This window comes from Mycobacterium sp. (assembly GCF_032159765.1).
Taxonomy (GTDB): Bacteria; Actinomycetota; Actinomycetes; order Mycobacteriales; family Mycobacteriaceae; genus Mycobacterium.
The window spans coordinates 14,854-33,420 of the sequence record NZ_JAVHWM010000144.1 but is presented as its reverse complement, the minus strand read 5'-3'; the positions used below and the strand labels follow the sequence as shown (position 1 = coordinate 33,420).

The window sequence follows — 18,567 nt, the reverse complement described above, 5'->3', positions numbered from 1 at the left end:
TCGGCCGCAGACACGCACGCTCGCGCAAAATGGAGACATGGCGTACGACGAGGACCTCGCCGACCGGATCCGTGAACTCATCAGCGGTGAACGCGGGGTCGAGGAGAAGCGGATGTTCGGCGGGCTCGCGTTCCTGATCAACGGCAACATGGCGGTGGCCGCCAGCGGCAAGGGCGGCCTGATGGTGCGGGTGCCGCCCGAGGACACCGCCAACCTGCTGCACGGCAAGCACGTCAGCCCCATGGTGATGGCCGGCCGCCAGACGCGCGGGTGGCTGCGCGTCGCCACCGAGGGCGTGACGACGAAACGTCAACTGCAGACCTGGGTCTCGCGGGGCGCCGGCTACGCGAAGTCCCTCAAGCCGAAATGAGCCGCAACGGCAACTCTTTGTGGCACCGGATGATGTTGTTGAGCGCCCACGTGGGCTTACCCGTGAGCTCGATGCGCTCGACCCTGTTCATCAACGCGGTCAGCATCGCCTGAGTCTCAAGGCGTGCCAGGCCCTGACCGGCGCAGGCATGAGCGCCATGCCCAAACCCCAGCTGCCGGTTGGCATCCCGTGTGATATCGAACGTGTCGGGGTCCTGCCACTCCCGTTCGTCGCGATTCGCCGACGCGTACAGCACCAGCACGCGAGCTCCGGCCGGAAGGCTCGTATTCGCAATACCGGAGGAACGGGCCACCTTTCGGGTGAACGCCCGTAGTGGCGATTCGAACCGCAAGACCTCGTTGATCGCATTCGGCAGCAGGGCAGGTTCGGTGCGAAGAAGCTTCCACTGCTCGGGGTCCATCGCAAACAACGCCAACGCATTGGCAATTCCGCTGATCGTGGTATCCAGCGACGGCACAAGGTAGTCGACCATCAGCTTCGCGCACTCATCACGCGGAAGTTCCCCGGCGTCGGCCGCGGCGAGTATGTCGTGGCCCATGCTTCCGGCCATCACCGACCTGCGCCGCACCACCTCGTTGGAGAAGCGCAGCATCTGCAGACTGGCAACCGTCGACGCCGCAAAATAGCGGTTGAGTGGGCCGAGGAAGTCGAAAGTCGCTGCGCCCCAGCGCAGGAGATTCTCACGACCGTACTCCGGCCAACCCACGAGGTCGGGAACGATCGACAGCGGCAGCGCGCGGGCGAGGTCTGCGACACCGTCAACTTCTTTGCGAGCCAACGCTGCTGCAACGATCTGATCGGCCTGACGTTCGATGTCGTCGGTCATCGCCCGCAACGCGCGCGGCAGCAACCGGTGCGCCACCAGTTTACGGCGCTGACCGTGTTCGTCGCCGTCGCTGTTGAGCGTGGTGCCTTTGGAGAGTTTATTCGCAAAGGGATTGAGAGCCACCCCCTTACCCGAAATAAACGTCTCGTCGTCACGCAGCACGGCCTTGCATTCGGCGAACCGCGGCAGCGCGTACACCCGCTGTTTGCGCAGCCATACCACCGGCCCCAGCTCACGCAGACGCGTGTAGTGCGGGTACGGGTCGACGATCGCCTGCGGTGAGTACACGTTGGGCGAGTACGCCGGCACATCGGTTGGTCTACGCATCGGCCAACGTCCTCTCAGGGGCGAAAACGGGCACGGCAGAACAGACGTCGGCGACCTCGCGACCGGCACACATCACGGTCCCGTCGGGGCGAACGACGGCCGCCGTGGCGCGTCCGGAGTGCAGCCACCGCGCGAGGTCGCTGCCCTTTTCCGCAGTCACGACGACGGCGCCGCGCCGGGTCACGGTGTCACGCTGCTTCTCGCTGGGCTCTGTACAGGTGACGACGGCGAACCGGTGCCCGACGACCGCATCGAAGCGTTCACCGTGTGGCAAAACGGGATTCGGGCACAGGCGGCCGGCCAGGTGCCGTCGCCCGCGTCCCGGCAACACCAGCGCGCCGTGCGAAAGCCGCGGCGTCGTGCTGTCGACGACCTTGGCGCGGACTCCCGGGATCAGGTGCAGCCGCGGCACCACGACACGCCGGACGAGGTTGCCAACCTCGCCGCCTGCGGTCATCGCCCTGCCCACCGCCAGCGCGAATCGGATCACGTGCCGCACGTGCGGCTTGCGTTCCTGCTCATAGCTTTCCAGAGCCGACGCGGGGAGCCAACTGTTGCACACCGCCGCAAGTTTCCAGCACAGGTTCATCGCGTCGCGCAAACCCGCGCCCATCCCCTGGCCGATGAACGGAGGAGTCAGATGCGCCGCGTCGCCGAGCAGGAAGACATTGCCTCGCCGCCATCGATCTGCAATCTGGGCGCGAAAGGTGTACTCGGCGACACGGACGATCCTCAGCTCAGCCGGCGCAACGCCGTTCATCCAGGGACGAACGAGCGGATAGAGCGTCGTGGCGCTGTCGAAGTCGGCGGCCTTCTCGCCGGGCAGCAACCGGAACTCCCAACGGTAGCGGGTGTCACTTCCGCGCATGAACGTTGCGGCGCGCTGCGGATCGCACACTTGATGGACACCCTCCCACTGGTTCAACTCGGCTTCGGTCTCGACGTCGACGACGAGCCAGCGCTGTTGAAATTTCAGGTCTCCCATCGACGAGCCGATCGCCGTGCGGACGAGGCTGTTGGCGCCGTCGCACCCGAGTACGAAATCAGCTTTTACCTGATGCTGGTCGCCGCTGACCCGGTCGGTGTATGTCACCAGCACCCTCCCATCGGTCTCGGCGATCTCCGTGACCTCGGCGGCGCAGCGCAATGTGGCCTTGGGGCAGCGCATGAGGTTCTCTCGCAGCAGCGCTTCGAAGCGCGGCTGATCGAACATGTTGGCTTGCGGATATCCGTTGGCGCTCAGGACGGCATCGCGCCGGAACTCAGCGAGCACAGCCATGTTCTGGTCACGCAGCTGAAGCCCGAGGGTCGGCCGAGAGATTGCGGCGAACCCGTCGGCGACGCCGAGCCGGCCGAGGATCCGATACACCTCGTCGTCGAGGTGGACGGCCCGCGGCTGCGGATACATCTCAGCCCACCGATCCAGCACCAGGCACTCCACCCCGTACTGGGCGAGCAAGGTAGCGGCCGTGACTCCGGTGGGCCCGGCACCCACGATGACGACGGGCATGGTGGCGTGGCTCATCCGTACCTGACCACGTTGCGTTGCGTGCCGAGATCGATCTTGCCGTCGTCGGTGACGACGGTTGCTTCGACCACGTCGCCGTCGTGCAGATACTTGGTGTTCTTCGCCTGCCCCTTGAAGAACATCTTCCACTTCATGTCATCGGGCAACAGTGACGCGATCTTCTGCACCGGTTTCGGCGGAGCGGACAACGCCGTGCCGACCGGGGTGCCCGTCAGCACGAGATCACCGACGGACATGCGCTGGAAGCGGGTGAGCGCCGTAAGCGCCTCGACGGGTTGATAGATCATGTCGCCGTCGACGACAGCGTCCTGGCGCAGTTCGCCGTTCACGCACAGGCGCATTCGCAACTCACCGAACCTGCTGAGTTCGTCGGCATCGAGGAGTACCAGCGCGGGTCCGACCGGAGTGAATGTCGGATACGACTTTGCTTCGTAGAACTGGGTTTTCGTCAACTGAACGTCACGCGCGGACACGTCGTTGGTCACCACCAGCCCGCAGACGTAGTCGGCTAGGTTGTCGGCAGTAATCGCCGTACCGACTGGGATGTCGCGCCCGATGACGAGCCCGATCTCGACCTCGTAGTCAAGCAGCCGGACGTGCCCGGGCTTGACGATGTCGTCGGCGGGCCCGCTGATGGAACCCGACGCTTTGCGAAAGAATGTGAGCGGCACAGCTTTTGGATTCATGCCCGCGTCCACGACGTGCGACGCGAAGTTCGTCATCTGCGCGATCACCCGGCACGGTGCCGTCACAGGTGAGCGCAGCTCGAGGCTCTCCACTGGGATGGTCGACGTGCCGGCGGCCGCTTGCTCGATTGGCCGCCGGTCGGCGAGTAGCTGGGCGGTGGTCGTCGCTGCGGTGTCGATCTTGGCGACGCCATCGGGCGTCCCCGCCCACCAACTGTCAGAGGAGTGGTAAATCGAAATGCTCATGTCCGTGCCACTTTCAGTAGTCCGCGCAGGCGGGTGAAGTCGAACTCGTTGTCGTCGCGAATCGCGGTCAGCATCGACCGCAGCTCCCGGGCCGTCTCCTTTGTCGGCGCGATCCCGAGGAAGTCTTTGGTGATCGGTGGTCCCCATTGGGCGAGTCCCGATGCTGTCATCGGCGCCCACCCTGGCTGCACCGACGCGTCGAACATGTCGCCGTCACTGAAGTGTTCGACCATGAAGCCGTCCGGGTCACGCCAGTAGTCGAAGATCTGACTGCCCTGGACGTGTCGTCCGATCCCCCACGACCGCTGGTAGCCAAGCGCTTTCAGGTGTTCCCCGCCAGCGGCAACAGCGTCGATGTCGCACACCTGATACGCCGAGTGCACGTAGCGGCTCGCCGGGCCCAGAACCAGCGCCAGCGTGTGGTGGTCAGCAGGCGTCGAGGCGCGGTCGCAGCGGATGAAGCTCATCACCGGACCGCGGTCACGCTGACCGGCGTAGAAAAGGAAATCGCTGACGATCAGCCCGAAATGGTCCAGGTACCAGTTCAGCGACTCGGCGTACTTCGTCGTCTGCACCACGACGTGGCCCAACCGCTGCACGCGCGCTGGTTCGCGGGGCGGCCGCTGGGTGGCGTTGACCCGTCGCACCTCGGCGCCGAAGTTGAACATGTGCGGCTGCTGTCCGGGCAGCTGGGCCAAGAGGTTGGTCGGTGCGACCACGCGCACCGGTGTCCCGTTCGGGTCCACAAGATCCACGGTCAGCCCCCCGATCGATTCGGGAAGCGGGCGCGGCGTGGCACCCGTCCCCGCCGCCAGCCGGTTGATGTCGGCGTCGTCCGCGACGACGAACGCGGGACCGAGGAACCGCGATCTGGCACCTCGGCGGATGATCACGCACGGCGAACCGGCATCGGACCCGCGCAGCTGTAGTTCGTCCACGGTCCGCGACACCACCCCGAACCCGAACGCGTGGGCGAACGCCTCGGCCCGGTCGAGGTCGGGCTTCTCGAACTCCAGCCAGGCGAGGTCGCGAACCTTGATCAGTGGATTCTTCGAGCGGCCGGGGTGTTCCCCCTGCCGTGCGCCCTTCTCGCTGTGCAGCCCCGAATGGGCGTCGACGTACGTGCTCACAGCTCTCCTTTTGTTGACTGACGATATCGTCACTTACGAGGGGCTCGTCAGTCAAGGGTTTTGACGAAATCCTCAGAATTGAGGATGCCTTGCTAACATCTGCCTATGACGTCTGTAAACCCAGCTCGGGAGAGCCGCCTGGAACGGCGCAAGATGCAGACCCGAGCGGCGCTTGTTCGCGCTGCCCAGGTCTTCATGGCGGCGGGCAAGTTCAACGTGCCCGTGCTGGAGATCACCCAAGCCGCCGACGTGGGCATGGGCTCCTTCTACAACCACTTCGACAGCAAAGAGCAGCTGTTTTCGGCCGCGATGAACGAGGTGCTCGACGCCCACGGCGCGTTGCTCGACCGGCTCACCGACGACGGCGAGGACCCCGCGCTGACGTTCGCGCGCAGCTTCCGGCTCACCGGCCGGCTATTCCGGCGCCGGCCCGATCTCAGCCGGGTGCTGCTGAACGGCGGGCTGACATTGATATCGGCTGACCGCGGGCTGGCGCCGCGGGCATTGCGCGACATCGTCTCTGCCACACAAGCGGACCGGTTCACCGTCGACGATCCCGCTCTTGCGCTGGCGGTCGCGGGCGGTTCGTTGATGGGGCTCGGTCAGCTGCTTGCCGACGACCCCGAACGTGACGACGCCGCCGCCGCCGACCGGGTGACGCAGGACGTGCTGATCATGTTCGGCGTTTCCGCGGCCGAGGCTGCCGAGATCTGCGGCCTGCCGCTTCCCGACCTCGACGAGTTGACCGAATCTTCTGCTCTTCGCGCAAGCGGCTCATCGCTACCCGACTCCGCGGCGTGATCCGCATCGGCACGTCCGGCTGGTCATACGACCATTGGATGGGCCTGCTCTATCCCGAGCGCACGCCGGTTGCCAAGCGCCTGGCGTTGTACACCGCCGAGTTCAACACCGTCGAGCTCAACGCGAGCTTCTATCGGTGGCCGAAGGATGCCACGTTCGCCGGCTGGCGTGAGCGACTTCCCGACGGCTTCACGATGTCGGTCAAGGCTCATCGCGGCCTGACCCACTTTCGCCGCCTGAAGTCACCGGAGGCCTGGGTGGAGCGGTTCGAACGATGCTGGCGCGAGCTCGGCGACCGGCGCGAAATGCTTCTGGTGCAAACACATCCGCAACAGCAGCGCGACGACGCGCGGCTGGACGCCTTCCTCGCCCTGATGCCGGACTGGATACCGGTCGCCGTCGAGCTGCGTCATCCGTCATGGGACGACGACGCCGTCTACGAGTTGCTGCAGCGGCACCGCGCAGCGTATGTGGTGATGAGTGGCGCCGGCCTGCCGTGCGTGCTGCGAGCGACGGCGAACACCGTGTACGTGCGAATGCACGGTCCTGATGTCGAATCGCTTTATGCCGGTTCATATTCCGACGCAGACCTGCAATGGTGGGCAGATCGCATCGCCGAGTGGGACGGTCAGGGCCGCGACGTGCTCGTCTACTTCAACAACGACGGACATGGCTACGCGGTGAACAACGCACGCTCGCTTCGGGCCATGCTGGGCGTCTAGTCGACCCCGCCGTCGCGCTCGGCGGCCAGTTCACTGAGCAGCTCGTTGAGCAGGTAGCAGGCATCGTTGAACCGCTGGTCTCCGACCAGCCTCCCCCAGTGCTGCTCGATCTCGGAGACACGCACCCCGGCGGCCATGAGCGCCTCGTGACCACGATCGGTGGGCACAATCAGCTTGGCGCGACCATCGCGGGGATCCGGCACCCGTCCGAGATATCCGAGTGTCTCGAGTTCGTTGACGAGTTCAGACGTGGCCGACATGCTCAGCTCAGCCTTCGCGGCCAGCTCGGTGAGCCGCATCCCGTTCCAGCCGATGTTGCCCCAGATCTGAAGGTGCGGCCTGCGAATGTCGCCATAGCCGTGCTCGGCCATCGGCTCGCTGAGTTCGCGGCGGAACTCGCTGAGCAGCCTGACCAGCAGCTGTCCGATCGCGTGCCGATCGGCGGGCAGTGCCCTTGACGTTGCCACGGCTGCGGATAATACTACGGAAGCCGAAGCTTCTGTTTCCGAAGTAATGGAGCGGCCATGACGCGAACGCGAGATCAGGTGACGACCGGTGTGGGCACGTTGCACGTTGAGGTCGACGGCGACGGGCCACCCGCGGTGCTCTGGCACAGTCTGTTCGTCGATTCGACGTCCTGGTGCCGGTTGCGGCCCCTGCTGCAGTCAGATCGCACCCTGATTTCGATCGACGGGCCCGGCCACGGCCAAAGTGGCACGCCCCCAGCGGATTTGAGCTTCGACGCGGTGCCCGACGCGGCGCTTGAGGTGCTCGACGCCCTAGGCGTCGACGGGCCGGTCGACTGGGTCGGCAACGCGTGGGGCGGCCACGTCGGCCTGATGCTCGCCGCGCGGAGCCCGCAGCGGGTTCGCAGTCTCGTGACCATCGGGACACCCGCGCACGCGCTGACCCGCGGTGACCGCGCGAAGATCGTGCCGATGGTCTGGGCGTATCGAGGGGTGGGCGCAATTCCACTGCTCGTCAACGGCGTGGCCAAAACCCTTCTCGGACCGGACTTCATTCGCTCACGGCCTGACGACACCGAGTTCGTGATGCGGGCGCTGCGCAACGCGCCGCGCACCGGCATGTACCGCGCGATGCGCGCCGTGATGCTCAACCGCCCGGATATCACCGACGTGCTGCCCACGATCGACGTTCCGACGTTGGTATTAGCAGCGCGATCGGACCCGATGCTGACCGCAGAGCAGGCCCGGACCGCTGCCGCACGAATGCCGCACGCAGCGTATGCCGAGCTGGGGGCCGACGGACACATCGCACCGATCCTGGCCGCCGCAGACGAACTCGCCGACATCATCCGCGAGTTCTGGAAGGACCCGTCCGCGCGCGTCGAACGATAGCTCTTCGAGTAACGTCGTTGAGATGACAACGACGTCGACATTCGTGATCGCCGGGGGTGGCCTCGCGGCGGCTAAGGCAGCAGAGGCATTGCGGGCCAACGATTTTGACGGAGGCATCGTGATAATGGGGATGGAGGATCATCTCCCCTACGAGCGGCCACCGCTATCCAAGGAGTTTCTCGCAGACAAGAAGTCGCTCGAGGACTTCACCGTTCACGATTCGGCCTGGTACCGCGATTCGGACGTCGAGTTCAGATCCCGCACGGAGATCACCGCGATCGACCGGCCGACGCACACGGTCGTGCTGGCCGACGGTGCCACCGTCGGCTACGACAAACTGCTGCTTGCCACCGGTTCGCGGTCGCGACGCCCGCGGATTCCCGGCGCCGATGCCGTCGGTGTCCACTACCTGCGCTCTTACGATGACGCGGCTGAGCTGAAATCGGTTCTGCGCGAGGGTTCCGCGCTCGCGATCGTCGGCGCGGGGTGGATCGGTCTCGAGGTGGCGGCCGGCGCTCGCAGCCACGGTGTGGACGTCACCGTCGTCGAGGCGGCGCGGCTTCCGCTGTTGGGGGCACTCGGCGCCGAGGCCGCCCAGGTGTACGCCGACCTGCACCGCGAGCACGGGGTGCATCTGCACCTCGAGACCAACGTCGACGAAATCACCACCTCATCTGGCACCGCGACGGGATTGCGGCTCGCCGACGGAACGACGATTCCTGCCGACGCGGTGCTCGTCGCGGTCGGCGCCGCGCCCAATATCGAGATCGCCGAACAGGCCGGGCTGGAGATCGGCGACGGTGGTGTCCTGGTGGACGCGGCACTGCGCAGCAGCGATCCCGACATCTTCGCGGTGGGTGACATCGCAGCGGCGCAGCACCCGTTCTTCGGCACCAGGATTCGCACCGAGCACTGGGCCAACGCGCTCAATCAGCCCGCCATCGCTGCGGAGAACATGCTGGGCGGGACTGCCGAATACGACGAACTGCCTTACTTCTTCACCGATCAGTACGACCTCGGGATGGAGTACGTCGGTCACGCGCCGGACTACGCGCAGGTGGTGTTCCGGGGTGACGTGGAAAAGCGCGAGTTCATCGCGTTCTGGCTCGACGCCCAGAACAGGGTCTTGGCGGGGATGAACGTCAACGTCTGGGACGTCGTCGACGAGATCAAGGCAATGATCCGCTCGCGGCAGCCGGCGACGGTGACGCAGCTGACCGACCTGCAGATCCCGTTGACGACATCGGGCGGCGACTAGCAGTGGTCTCAGCACGAGTCGCGGTATACATGGCGGCCGCCACGTTCGCTGCGGCGTGCGCGAATTCGAATATCATCAACACACCGCAAGGCCCGCGCCCCGAAGCTGTCGCTCCGCCACCGCAGCCTGAGCCCGCGCAAGGACTCGATCCGCATCTTGCGAACGCGTTCGATTTCCACGTCAACACCGACACCGTCAACGGCTACTACTTCACGACGCCCAGCGGCAAGTGGAACTGTGCGATCATCCCCCATTCGTCTGCTGGCTGTCAGTCCGCGGCCGGGGCGCTTGGAATCACGGGCGCTCCCGCCACGGTTCACGACGGCGACGGCCAGGACATCGCGCCCAATGCCGTTCAAATCGGCAACGACGGGGCGCCCGAGTTCGTGCGGCTGCCACCACCCGGGTTCTCTCCGCCGGCAAGCAAGCCGCTTACGTTGACGTTCGGCACGACGCTGGCGGCGGCCGGTTTCCGCTGCAACGTGCAGGAGTCGGGGGTGTCCTGCCAGAGTGAATTCAGCCGTCAGGGCTTTACGTTCTCGCCCGAGAGCTTCGTTCCCGAATACACGCCGGTGCCCGGTTGATCCCTTAGGCCAGGGCCGCGGATCCGTCGATGTTCACCTGGACCTTGGCGCCCGCGATGTCTTCGCTGATCGACGCCTCGACATCGGCCGAGGACGTCATCACCGCGAGTGTTCGCGCGTCTGCCGGTGTGCGCACGGCGACGAACGTCTTCTCCGGATTGCCGTCGCGATCGTACGGCGTGGTCCAGGCCTCGACGGTGCCCATGCCGTCGAATTCCACGGCTGCTTGCCGAGTCGGTTCCCGGTCGACCTCCGATTGAACGTCCTCCCAACGGAATTCATGCTCCGGCGGGGTGGTGCTGTAGACACCCATACTGTGCTTGGTCAAGAACCCACCGTTGGCGGTGATCAAGCCGAGGCTGCCGGGCTTCTCGATCAGCCGGTCGCGCATCGTCCCGATGGCGTGCGTGACGTAGTTGTTCCACGGGCCTCCGGCGAACGTGAGGCCGCCGGTGACGGTGAGCGGCCGGCTCGGATCGCCAACGGGCAGGCCCAGTTCCGCGGCGGCCACCTGAACCGCAGACGGGAAGCACGAGTAGAGGTCGACGTGTTCTACGTCGCCGATACCGCAGCCCGCCAGGTCGAGCGCCCGCCGGCCCGCGATTCTGATCGCGGGCGAGGTGTGCAGGTCGAACCGCTCCGCGAACGAGTAGGTGTCGTGCGCATCGGTTCCCGCGTAGGGGAACACCCACTGGTCGGATGGAACCTCGAGCCGCCGGGCGGCATCGGCAGAGGCCACGATCATGACGGCGGCCTGCTCCACCATGTTGTTGGAGTTCAATAACTTCGTGTACGGCCAGCTGATCATCCGGTTGTCCGGCCGCGGCTGCCAGATCTCCTCCGCCGTATAGCGCTGGCGCACCCACGCATTCGGGTTCTGTTCGGCGACCGCGCTGAACTGCGACCACAATTCGCCGATGCGCCGCCGGTGGTCATCCGGGCGCTCGCCGGCGGCGATCCGCAGAGCCTCCTCCACCATCGGGTAGACGTGGACCGGCAGGAGGAGCTTAATCCGCTCTTCGGCGGCCCCGAACATCTGCAGTTCGTCGCCGCCCTCGGCGAGCGGCACCGTGTCGTCCTGTACCGGCCAGTCCGGTTTTCTTCCCTCGGCGCGCAAACGCAGTCGCGTACGCCATCTTTCGCCTCCGCCGATCAGCACGACGTCGGCCTCCCCGCGCTGAATGTCCAAGCAGGCCTGGTTCATCAGCGACTGCGGAACGTTGCCGCCCGCGCCGCTGTAATGGGAGGTGTACCGGGTCGCGCCGATCTGGGGGCCAAGCAGCAGACCCGGGTTGCGGTAGCGCCACCCCAGAATGCTCACGATCCGGATGGAGTCGACGGACTCCAGCACAAGAGGTTTCGCGGCAGCCCGCGCAGCGGCCGCGATGAGACCGATCGGATCCGGCGCTTCGTCCTCGCTGCGCTCGTTCACCTGCCCGGCGGCAATCAGTACCGGTGTCCTGGATTGTATTGACATCAACTCACTTCCGTAGTGGCGGCGGTGCGAACAGCACGCCATCGTCGATCAGGCTGTCGATTTCGGCCGCGTCGAGACCGAGCACCTTGTGGCACACCTCACGGGTATGTTGCCCGGGCATCGGCGCCGGTCGTTGTTCGGCAGGTGGGATGTGGCAAAACGGCGCGGGGCCGACCTCGGCGGGCAGCGGCACGTCGAATAGCGGATGTGCCATGTCGGCAAACACCTTTCGGCGCCGCACCTGCGGATCTTCGAGGACATCGGCGGCTCGGTTCATCGGGCCTGCAGGCACGCCGGCTGCCTGCAGGCGTTCGGCGACAGCGAACTTGTCCAGCGACTTTGCCCATGCGGCGAGGTCGGTGCCGCCCGCAGCGTCCACGGCGGCGGACCAGTCGTCGTCGGTAAGCGAGACCGCGCACCACTCGTCATCGCCCGCACACGGACACACCAGATGCGTCGTCGGGTCCTCTGACACCGCAAACCCGGCTACCCGTGCTTGCTCGGCGACGTACGTGGTGTCAAGCTGGTTGACCGCGACCTCGGCCTGCGAAATGTGTACGTGTGCGCCGTTACCGGTGCGGTCACGGCGCACCACGGCGGCCAGCGCGGCGATCGCGGCGATGCGTGCGATGACATGGTCGGGGAAGATCGTGACCGCGTCCAGAAATGGCGGTCTGCCGTCGGGGGCGTCGTCGCCCGTCCACAGGCGGGTGATACCGGTGACCGCCCTCACCAACGGTCCGTATCCCATCCGGTTGCTCCACGGGCCGGTGTCGCCGAAGGCGCTGCTCTCGGCAACAACGATGCCCGGGTTGATCTCTCGCAGCTTGCTGTATGGAAAGCCAAGTGCAGCAAGCGTTCCCGGCTTGAAATTGGCCAACACCGCATCCGATTTTGCGACGAGGCGAGCGAAAATCGCAGCGCCGGCGGGGTTCCGCAGATCCAAACCGAGGCCGTACTCGTTGCGATGGGTCCAGGCGAAGGACTCACTCATCGCCTGGCCCGCACGGGACTGCCGCAGACCGTCGGGATAGGCGGCGCTTTCGACCTTGATCACCTCTGCCCCGAGGTCGGCGAACAACCGCCCGAGCTCTCCCCCGGCGACGATGATTCCGAGGTCCAGTATCCGTAGTCCGTCGAACGGCCTGTCGCCGGATTGAGCTCTGGCGGTGGCTGATACAGCCGCGCCAGCCCATGCGGCGGTATCCGCTCCCACCGACGGCGCAGCGGTCCGCAAACCCATCCGCTGACCATCGACGACGAAGGGCCCAGCGGGAGCGTCGACCGTCGCCCCAGGCGCAAGTTCCACCGTCGTCAACGCACCCACTGAGCGAAAGTGCTCCGACGACAAGGCCTCTGCCGGTGTCAGCACCGCCGCGACCGGGATTCCGTACCGTTGCCCGGATTCCACGAGCTCGTCCATGGTCTTGTCGGCGAACAACTTTGCGGTGAGCGCGCCGATCTCGCGAGTGGCCGAAAACCGCGCGCCGATCGTGTCGAACCGCGAGTCCTGGAATTCTTCCGGTTCGCCCAGCCACGCGCGCATCGCGTGCCACTGCCGCGGCGACAGTACACAGAGCCGCACGTATCCGTCGGCGCACGCGAAGATCGGATAGACGTCCTGATTGCGCGGCCTGCCGCGCCAGGCGCCGGACGGTTTCTGTCCCGACGCCGCCTGACCCATCGCGCCGAACGGCGGATCGAGGGCCTGCACCACGCCTTCGTACCGCGAAAAGTCGATGTAATCGCCTGTGCCGCAACGAAGCCGATGGTAGTACGCGGCCAGCGTCGCCCAGGCGGCCTGCGCTGCCGCCGTCGCCGAGGCGATACCGTCCGGAGGCAGAACGGGCGCACCGTTCGGCGGGCCCGACCGCGACAGCGCGGTCGACATCGCGTACAGGACAGGATCGGTGGCCTGCCACGCGGCATGCGGTCCCGTAGTGCCGAAGTCGGTGACCGAGAGCACGACGAGGTGATCGAATTGCCGGGCCAGTTGCGCGCATGCCGCTCCGAAGGCTGCCGCCTGCCCTGGTATGCCGTCGTCGACCAGAATGTCGGCGCCCGCGACAAGGTCGAGAAATTGCCGGCGGTCGTCTTCGAGGGCGGGATCCAATATCGCGCTGCGCTTGTTGGCGTTGTGCAGTGCGAACGCGATCGAGGCACCGGCGACCGCGGGCAGCGCATGGCGGGCGGGGCTGCCGCCGGGCGCCTCGATCTTGAGGACGTCGGCCCCGAGATCGCCGAACAAGCGGGTCACCGCGTCGCCGTGGCCGGTAGCGAGGTCCAGTACGCGTACTCCGGCCAGCGGCACATCGCCCGGCTGCGGCACGGCCTCTTCCAGCACGGTTCGTCAGCGTAATGCAGCGCCATCTGCGTCCGCGGGAGTGAATCCGCGGCACGCGCGATGGTGAAGGGCAGGTAAACTCGTCGCCACCATGTCCGTCGTCAGCATGGCTGAACAGCCTCACCCAGTCGTCTCACAGCTGGCGGCGCTGCACCACTTCCGTGTCTACCTCGACATCGCCGTGGTCGTCGTGGTGCTGGCGCTGACGAACCTCATCGCGCATTTCACGACGCCGTGGGCGAGCGTCGCCACCGTGCCTGCTGCCGCGCTGGGTCTGCTCGTGCTGCTGAAATCCCGTGGGCTGGGCTGGTCCGAGCTGGGTCTGGGCCGAGAGCATTGGAAGACCGGCGTGTGGTACGCGGTCGGTGCCGTGGTGCTGGTCCTCACGGTGCTTGCGGTGGGCGCGCTGCTGCCGTTGACGCGGCCGATGTTCATGAACAACCACTACGCGACGGTGTCGGGTGCACTGATCGCATCGATGGTGATCATCCCGTTGCAGACAGTGATTCCGGAGGAAATTGCGTTCCGGGGAGCGCTGCACGGGACATTGGACCGGGCGTGGGGTTTCCGCGGCGTCGCGGCGGCCGGGTCGATGCTCTTCGGGTTGTGGCATATCGCCACGTCACTGGGCTTGACCAGCAATAACGTGGGTTTTACCAGGCTGTTCGGGGCTGGGTTTCTCGGCGAGGTGATCGGCATCCTGTTAGCGGTCGTGGCGACCGGGGTCGCCGGTTTCGTCTTCACCTGGCTGCGCAAGCGCAGTGGCAGCCTGATCGCGCCGATCGCGCTGCACTGGTCGCTGAACGGCTTGGGCGCACTGGCCGCGGCGTTCGTGTTTCACTTGGCGTCCTGACCCCAAGGTCAGGGCAACAGCACCGCGGCACCTGCGATCCGGCCGTCTGCCAGATCCGAGAGGGCTCGATTGGCGTCACCGAGCCGGTACGTCGGGTGGCTGACCTCGATGCGGTGTTGCTGGGCGAACGCCAGGAACTCGCGCGCGTCGGCCCGGGTGTTCGACGTCACCGACCGGAGCTGTCGCTCCTGAAACAGATGCCGCTGGTAGTTCAGTGCCGGGATGTCAGTGAGGTGGATCCCCGCGATCGCCAGCGTGCCGCCGCGGTCGAGCGCCTCGAGCGCAGGCAAGACCAGATCGCCCACCGGCGCAAACAGAATCGCCGCGTCGAGCGCCACCGGCGGCGGGTCCGCGGCACCCTGCACCGAGGCTGCGCCGAGCGCGCGCGCAAGCTCCTGCGCGGCGGTCCCGCGCGTCATCACATGCACCTCGATGCCCTGTGCCAGCGCAACCTGGGCGGTGATGTGCGCGCTGCCGCCGAACCCGTAGAGCCCCAGCCGTCCGCCCGGGGCGACGTCGGCGCGCTGCAGGGACCGATACCCGATGATGCCTGCGCACAGCAGCGGTGCCAGCTCGGCGTCGGAGTAGCCGTCGGGCAGCCGCAGGGCGAACGCAGCCGGCACAGTGGCGAATTCGGCGTAGCCACCGTCGGCATCCCAGCCGGTGTAAAGCGAATAGGGACAGAGGTTTTCGGTTCCGCGCACGCAGTACTTGCACACTCCGCAGGTGTGCCGCAGCCAGGCGATCCCCACGCGGTCACCCACTGAGAAGCCCGAAGCCGCCTCGCCGACTTCGACGACTTCGCCGACCACCTCGTGGCCAGGGACCACGCCCTTGCGATGCACGGGCAGGTCGCCCTCGGTCACGTGCAGGTCGGTGCGGCACACCCCGCAGGCCCGCACGGCGACCAGGAGCTCGTCGCTGCCAGGACGCGGGACGTCAGCACTGACGCGCTCCAACGGCCGGGTCGTCATGGGGCCGGGCAGGCGCACCCGCCAGGCCGTCATGGTCCGCGTCATCGACGCGTCGCCGACCTGCGCGCTATCCCGCGGGGACCATTCCCGGCGCGGTATCCGGATTCACCGGCACGGGCACCCCGACTCGCGGCGGCGGGTTAGCGGCCGGGGGCGCGTTCGGATCCGGCGGAGCGCCCGGCTCTGGTGGGGGTGGCGGCGGGGGTGCGGTGTAGGGCCTGATCGACTGTGCCAGTGCCTTCGCCGCGGCCGCGTCAACCGGGTTGGTCGCCGACCCGAGCCAGACCACGAACCAGCGGTTGTTCTGCGCCGGCTGGGCCCCCTGGCGCGGCGTGATCGTGCCGACCACACCAGCCCAGATCTGACCGTTGGGTTTGTTCGTGTCGGTGAATTTCACCTCGTAGTACGCCGAGGCGCCTGGCATCCCGGCGACATCGAAGGTGTCGGTTGCCTGATTCACCCGCGTTCCGGGGAAGGGCATGTAGAACTCCCCCATGTCCGACGCCAGCCGGATCGCGGCCTTCTGGTTGTCCTGCTCGGCACCGGCGAACAACCGCAGGTCGAGCTTGCCAAGCAACACGCTGGTGTCGGCCGGAGGCGTTCCGCCCTGCGGCGGCACCTTCAGCAGCACCGCCTGTCCGTAGCTGATTCGCGTCGCGTCGCCTGCGGCCCAGCCGGCAGGCAGGACGTAGCTGAATCCGCCCGCGGGCACGTTGACGCGGCCCGGCTCGGCGGCCGGCGGAGCGCCGGCATCCGGCGGCGGGGTGCCCGGAGGCACCTCTGGCGGCGGCGCGCCGGGAGCCGGTGGCGGATCACCACCCGGGTCGGCCGGCGGGTTCGCAGTGTCAGACGGCGGCGGTGGCGGCGCGGGATCAGCGCTGGCCACACCGATCGGCAGCGTGACTGCCGCGGCAAGTGCAATGACGGCAACTCTTCGCCACGCCCCCGTGCGTGGTGTTTTCCCCTCCGGGTCTCTCATGATGACGAACGTACCGTGTTACCGCCGTGACGCAAGTAAGAGATGATGTGAATCCGGGCGGGTCAGACCGGTTGAATCGCGACCTCATGTGCCTTGACGACGAAATGCAGCCGGTCGCCGGTTGCGAGCCGCAGCTCCGCTGCCGCCTCGGCCGTGACGTCGGCCGCCAGTCCTGGCGAACCATCGGACTGCGCCGTGGCCCGCACCCGCACGCTCGATCCGCTGACCTCCAACGCGGCCACGATGACCGGCACCGAATTCCGGGGGCTGCCGTGGGGCGCGTCGCGGAACACGGCGACCGTGGACGGTGTGAAGATCGCGACCGCTCGCGCCCCGCCGGGAGGCGGATTCTGCGCGTACCACCGAGTGCCGTCGGCGGCGAGCAGCGATCCGTCGGGTGAGATCGTTCCGTTGACCAGGTTCACACCCGCGATCCGGGCGGCGAAGCTGCTGCGAGGCGCTGTGACTATCTGTGCGGCGGGCCCAGATTCGATGATCCGTCCCGATTCCATCACCAGCACCCGGTCGGCGAGGGTCAGCACATCGATCAGGTCATGAGTGATCAGCACCGCGGCCTTGCTTTCGCGCGTCAGCACCGGCCGCAACACCGTCCGGATCGCCGAGGCAGCCCCGATATCGAGACCCGCGAGAGGCTCGTCGAGCAGCAGGACGTCGGGATCGGCGGCCAGGGCGCGGGCGACGGCAACCCGCTGCGCCTGCCCGCCCGACAATTCACGCGGCGCCCGTTCGGCCAGCTCTGCGGCGTCGACCTGCGCGAGCCAGCGCTGCGCTGTCTGACGCGCGTGCCGTCGGCCGACGCGGCGGCTGCGCGGACCGAAGGCGACGTTGTCGAGGACCGACAGGTGCGGAAACAACAGCGCGTCCTGCAGCATCAGGCAGATCCGCCTCGCATGCGCGGGCACGAACACTCCCGAATCGGTGTCGGTGAGCACCCGGGTGCCCGACTGGACACGACCGCGATCCGGCCACAGCAAGCCGGCGATCGTGTGCACGACCGTGGATTTGCCTGCGCCGTTCGGCCCGATCAGCGCGACGACCTCGCCCGGCGCCACATCGAATTCGACGTCGACGCCGCGCTGACGCACCTGGGCGCGGACCTGCAGACCCGTCATTGCGCGTGCTGTCCCGCGCCGAGCCGTCGTGCGCCGACGGCCATCACGACCACCGCAGCGACGAGGATGAGAAGCACGGACAGCGCGACTGCGGCGTCGGCGTCGGTCTCTCGCTGCACGTAGATCTCGAGCGGAAGGGTGCGCGTCACCCCTTGGCGGGAGCCCGCGAACGTCAGCGTCGCGCCGAACTCTCCGAGCGATCGCGCGAACGCCAGCACGGCCCCAGCGGTCAGGCCGGGGATCAGAAGTGGCATCGTCACCCGCCACCACACCGTCGTCGGTCGCGCTCCCAGCGTCGCTGCCACGTCCTCGTAGCGCCCGCCGGCGCTGCGCGCCGCCCCCTCCAGGGCGATGACCAGGAACGGCAACGACACGAAAGCTTGCGCCAGTACCACCGCCGTGGTCGAAAACGCGATGTGGATACCGGCCGCGTCCAGGTATTTGCCGAGCAATCCGAGCCGGCCGAACGCGTAGAGCAGCGCGATACCGCCGACAACGGGCGGAAGGACCAGCGGCAGCAGAATCAGCGGCCGGACAAAACGCACCAGTCGTCCGTCATTGCGTGCCAGGACCAGCGCCATCGGCACCCCAAGTACCAGGCACAGAGCTGTGCTGGCGGCGGCGGTGCGCAGGCTCAATAACAGGGCAAGCCGCGACGACGGGCTCGCGATCAGGCCCCCGAAATGCGGCCAGTCGACCTTGACCGCGATCGCGATCAGTGGCACGGCGACGAACGCAACACCCAAGGCGGCCGGAACGTACAGCCACGCCGGCAACCGGCTGGATCGGCTGATGCCGCGGCGGAGCCGGAGCCGAGTCACGGACCAACCCTAAAGCGCAGATCAGGACCTGCGGCCGCGGAGTCGCCGACAACTGCCCGGCGCGTCGCTTGTGCCCGAACGCACGGACAAGCTACCGTCCAGTAACATCAGGCGTCGACAGTGTTGTTT

The 18,567-nt window shown here is 66.9% G+C and carries 18 protein-coding genes; 7 read left to right on the top strand and 11 right to left on the bottom strand.

Features of this window, described 5'->3' with window-relative positions:
* Nucleotides 1-37 precede the first annotated feature (37 nt).
* Nucleotides 38-370: a TfoX/Sxy family protein gene (locus QOH60_RS17325; protein WP_526422557.1), complete on the top strand. Its 333-nt coding sequence runs from the start codon at nucleotides 38-40 to the stop codon at nucleotides 368-370.
* Here QOH60_RS17325 and QOH60_RS17320 read toward each other — a convergent pair.
* From QOH60_RS17320 to QOH60_RS17305, 4 genes are read right to left on the bottom strand one after another with little or no spacing between them, the layout of a single operon-like run.
* Nucleotides 357-1,544: a cytochrome P450 gene (locus QOH60_RS17320; RefSeq protein WP_526422555.1), complete on the bottom strand. Its 1,188-nt coding sequence runs from the start codon at nucleotides 1,542-1,544 to the stop codon at nucleotides 357-359. The genes QOH60_RS17325 and QOH60_RS17320 overlap by 14 nt on opposite strands.
* Nucleotides 1,537-3,069: an FAD-dependent oxidoreductase gene (locus QOH60_RS17315; RefSeq protein WP_526422553.1), complete on the bottom strand. Its 1,533-nt coding sequence runs from the start codon at nucleotides 3,067-3,069 to the stop codon at nucleotides 1,537-1,539. The genes QOH60_RS17320 and QOH60_RS17315 overlap by 8 nt, the downstream gene beginning before the upstream one ends.
* Nucleotides 3,066-4,004 (bottom strand): fumarylacetoacetate hydrolase family protein, encoded by a 939-nt coding sequence (locus tag QOH60_RS17310; protein ID WP_526422551.1) that lies wholly within the window; start codon nucleotides 4,002-4,004, stop codon nucleotides 3,066-3,068. Before QOH60_RS17310 ends, QOH60_RS17315 begins: the two co-directional genes overlap by 4 nt.
* Nucleotides 4,001-5,134: a VOC family protein gene (locus QOH60_RS17305; protein ID WP_526422549.1), complete on the bottom strand. Its 1,134-nt coding sequence runs from the start codon at nucleotides 5,132-5,134 to the stop codon at nucleotides 4,001-4,003. Before QOH60_RS17305 ends, QOH60_RS17310 begins: the two co-directional genes overlap by 4 nt.
* A 105-nt stretch (nucleotides 5,135-5,239) precedes the next feature.
* Between QOH60_RS17305 and QOH60_RS17300 the strand changes: the two genes are divergently transcribed.
* Entirely contained in the window at nucleotides 5,240-5,935 is a 696-nt protein-coding gene (locus QOH60_RS17300) for a TetR/AcrR family transcriptional regulator (RefSeq protein ID WP_526422547.1), read from the top strand.
* Nucleotides 5,932-6,657: a DUF72 domain-containing protein gene (locus tag QOH60_RS17295; protein WP_526422545.1), complete on the top strand. Its 726-nt coding sequence runs from the start codon at nucleotides 5,932-5,934 to the stop codon at nucleotides 6,655-6,657. Before QOH60_RS17300 ends, QOH60_RS17295 begins: the two co-directional genes overlap by 4 nt.
* Here QOH60_RS17295 and QOH60_RS17290 read toward each other — a convergent pair.
* The gene (locus tag QOH60_RS17290; RefSeq protein ID WP_526422684.1) at nucleotides 6,654-7,085 is read right to left on the bottom strand and encodes a MarR family winged helix-turn-helix transcriptional regulator; all 432 of its coding nucleotides are present in this window, start codon (nucleotides 7,083-7,085) and stop codon (nucleotides 6,654-6,656) included. The genes QOH60_RS17295 and QOH60_RS17290 overlap by 4 nt on opposite strands.
* Before the next feature lie 96 nt (nucleotides 7,086-7,181).
* Here QOH60_RS17290 and QOH60_RS17285 point away from each other — a divergent pair, with 96 nt between their 5' ends.
* From QOH60_RS17285 to QOH60_RS17275, 3 genes are read left to right on the top strand one after another with little or no spacing between them, the layout of a single operon-like run.
* Nucleotides 7,182-8,015, top strand: coding sequence for an alpha/beta fold hydrolase (locus QOH60_RS17285; RefSeq protein ID WP_526422543.1), 834 nt, complete (start codon nucleotides 7,182-7,184; stop codon nucleotides 8,013-8,015).
* Nucleotides 8,016-8,037: 22 nt separating this feature from the next.
* Complete coding sequence (locus QOH60_RS17280) at nucleotides 8,038-9,273, top strand: NAD(P)/FAD-dependent oxidoreductase (RefSeq protein ID WP_526422541.1); 1,236 nt, start codon at nucleotides 8,038-8,040, stop codon at nucleotides 9,271-9,273.
* 2 nt (nucleotides 9,274-9,275) lie between these two features.
* The gene (locus tag QOH60_RS17275) at nucleotides 9,276-9,857 is read left to right on the top strand and encodes a hypothetical protein (protein WP_526422539.1); all 582 of its coding nucleotides are present in this window, start codon (nucleotides 9,276-9,278) and stop codon (nucleotides 9,855-9,857) included.
* A gap of 4 nt (nucleotides 9,858-9,861) precedes the next feature.
* On the opposite strand, the gene QOH60_RS17270 is transcribed toward QOH60_RS17275, so the two are convergent.
* Both QOH60_RS17270 and QOH60_RS17265 read right to left on the bottom strand, forming a co-directional pair.
* On the bottom strand, nucleotides 9,862-11,334 hold the full coding sequence (locus tag QOH60_RS17270) for an acetyl-CoA acetyltransferase (protein ID WP_526422537.1): 1,473 nt from the start codon (nucleotides 11,332-11,334) through the stop codon (nucleotides 9,862-9,864).
* Nucleotides 11,335-11,338: 4 nt separating this feature from the next.
* On the bottom strand, nucleotides 11,339-13,678 hold the full coding sequence (locus tag QOH60_RS17265) for a CaiB/BaiF CoA-transferase family protein (protein WP_526422535.1): 2,340 nt from the start codon (nucleotides 13,676-13,678) through the stop codon (nucleotides 11,339-11,341).
* Nucleotides 13,679-13,784: 106 nt separating this feature from the next.
* On the opposite strand from QOH60_RS17265, the gene QOH60_RS17260 reads away from it, so the two are divergent.
* Complete coding sequence (locus QOH60_RS17260; RefSeq protein WP_526422533.1) at nucleotides 13,785-14,531, top strand: CPBP family intramembrane glutamic endopeptidase; 747 nt, start codon at nucleotides 13,785-13,787, stop codon at nucleotides 14,529-14,531.
* 8 nt (nucleotides 14,532-14,539) lie between these two features.
* On the opposite strand, the gene QOH60_RS17255 is transcribed toward QOH60_RS17260, so the two are convergent.
* The 4 genes from QOH60_RS17255 to QOH60_RS17240 all read right to left on the bottom strand — a co-directional run bounded on the left by QOH60_RS17255 (nucleotide 14,540) and on the right by QOH60_RS17240 (nucleotide 18,411).
* Entirely contained in the window at nucleotides 14,540-15,550 is a 1,011-nt protein-coding gene (locus QOH60_RS17255) for a zinc-binding alcohol dehydrogenase family protein (protein ID WP_526422531.1), read from the bottom strand.
* Between the two features lie 22 nt (nucleotides 15,551-15,572).
* Nucleotides 15,573-16,484: an APA family fibronectin-binding glycoprotein gene (locus tag QOH60_RS17250; RefSeq protein ID WP_526422529.1), complete on the bottom strand. Its 912-nt coding sequence runs from the start codon at nucleotides 16,482-16,484 to the stop codon at nucleotides 15,573-15,575.
* 62 nt (nucleotides 16,485-16,546) lie between these two features.
* Entirely contained in the window at nucleotides 16,547-17,617 is a 1,071-nt protein-coding gene (locus tag QOH60_RS17245; protein WP_526422527.1) for a sulfate/molybdate ABC transporter ATP-binding protein, read from the bottom strand.
* Nucleotides 17,614-18,411, bottom strand: coding sequence for an ABC transporter permease (locus QOH60_RS17240; protein ID WP_526422682.1), 798 nt, complete (start codon nucleotides 18,409-18,411; stop codon nucleotides 17,614-17,616). The genes QOH60_RS17245 and QOH60_RS17240 overlap by 4 nt, the downstream gene beginning before the upstream one ends.
* Nucleotides 18,412-18,567: the final 156 nt, after the last annotated feature.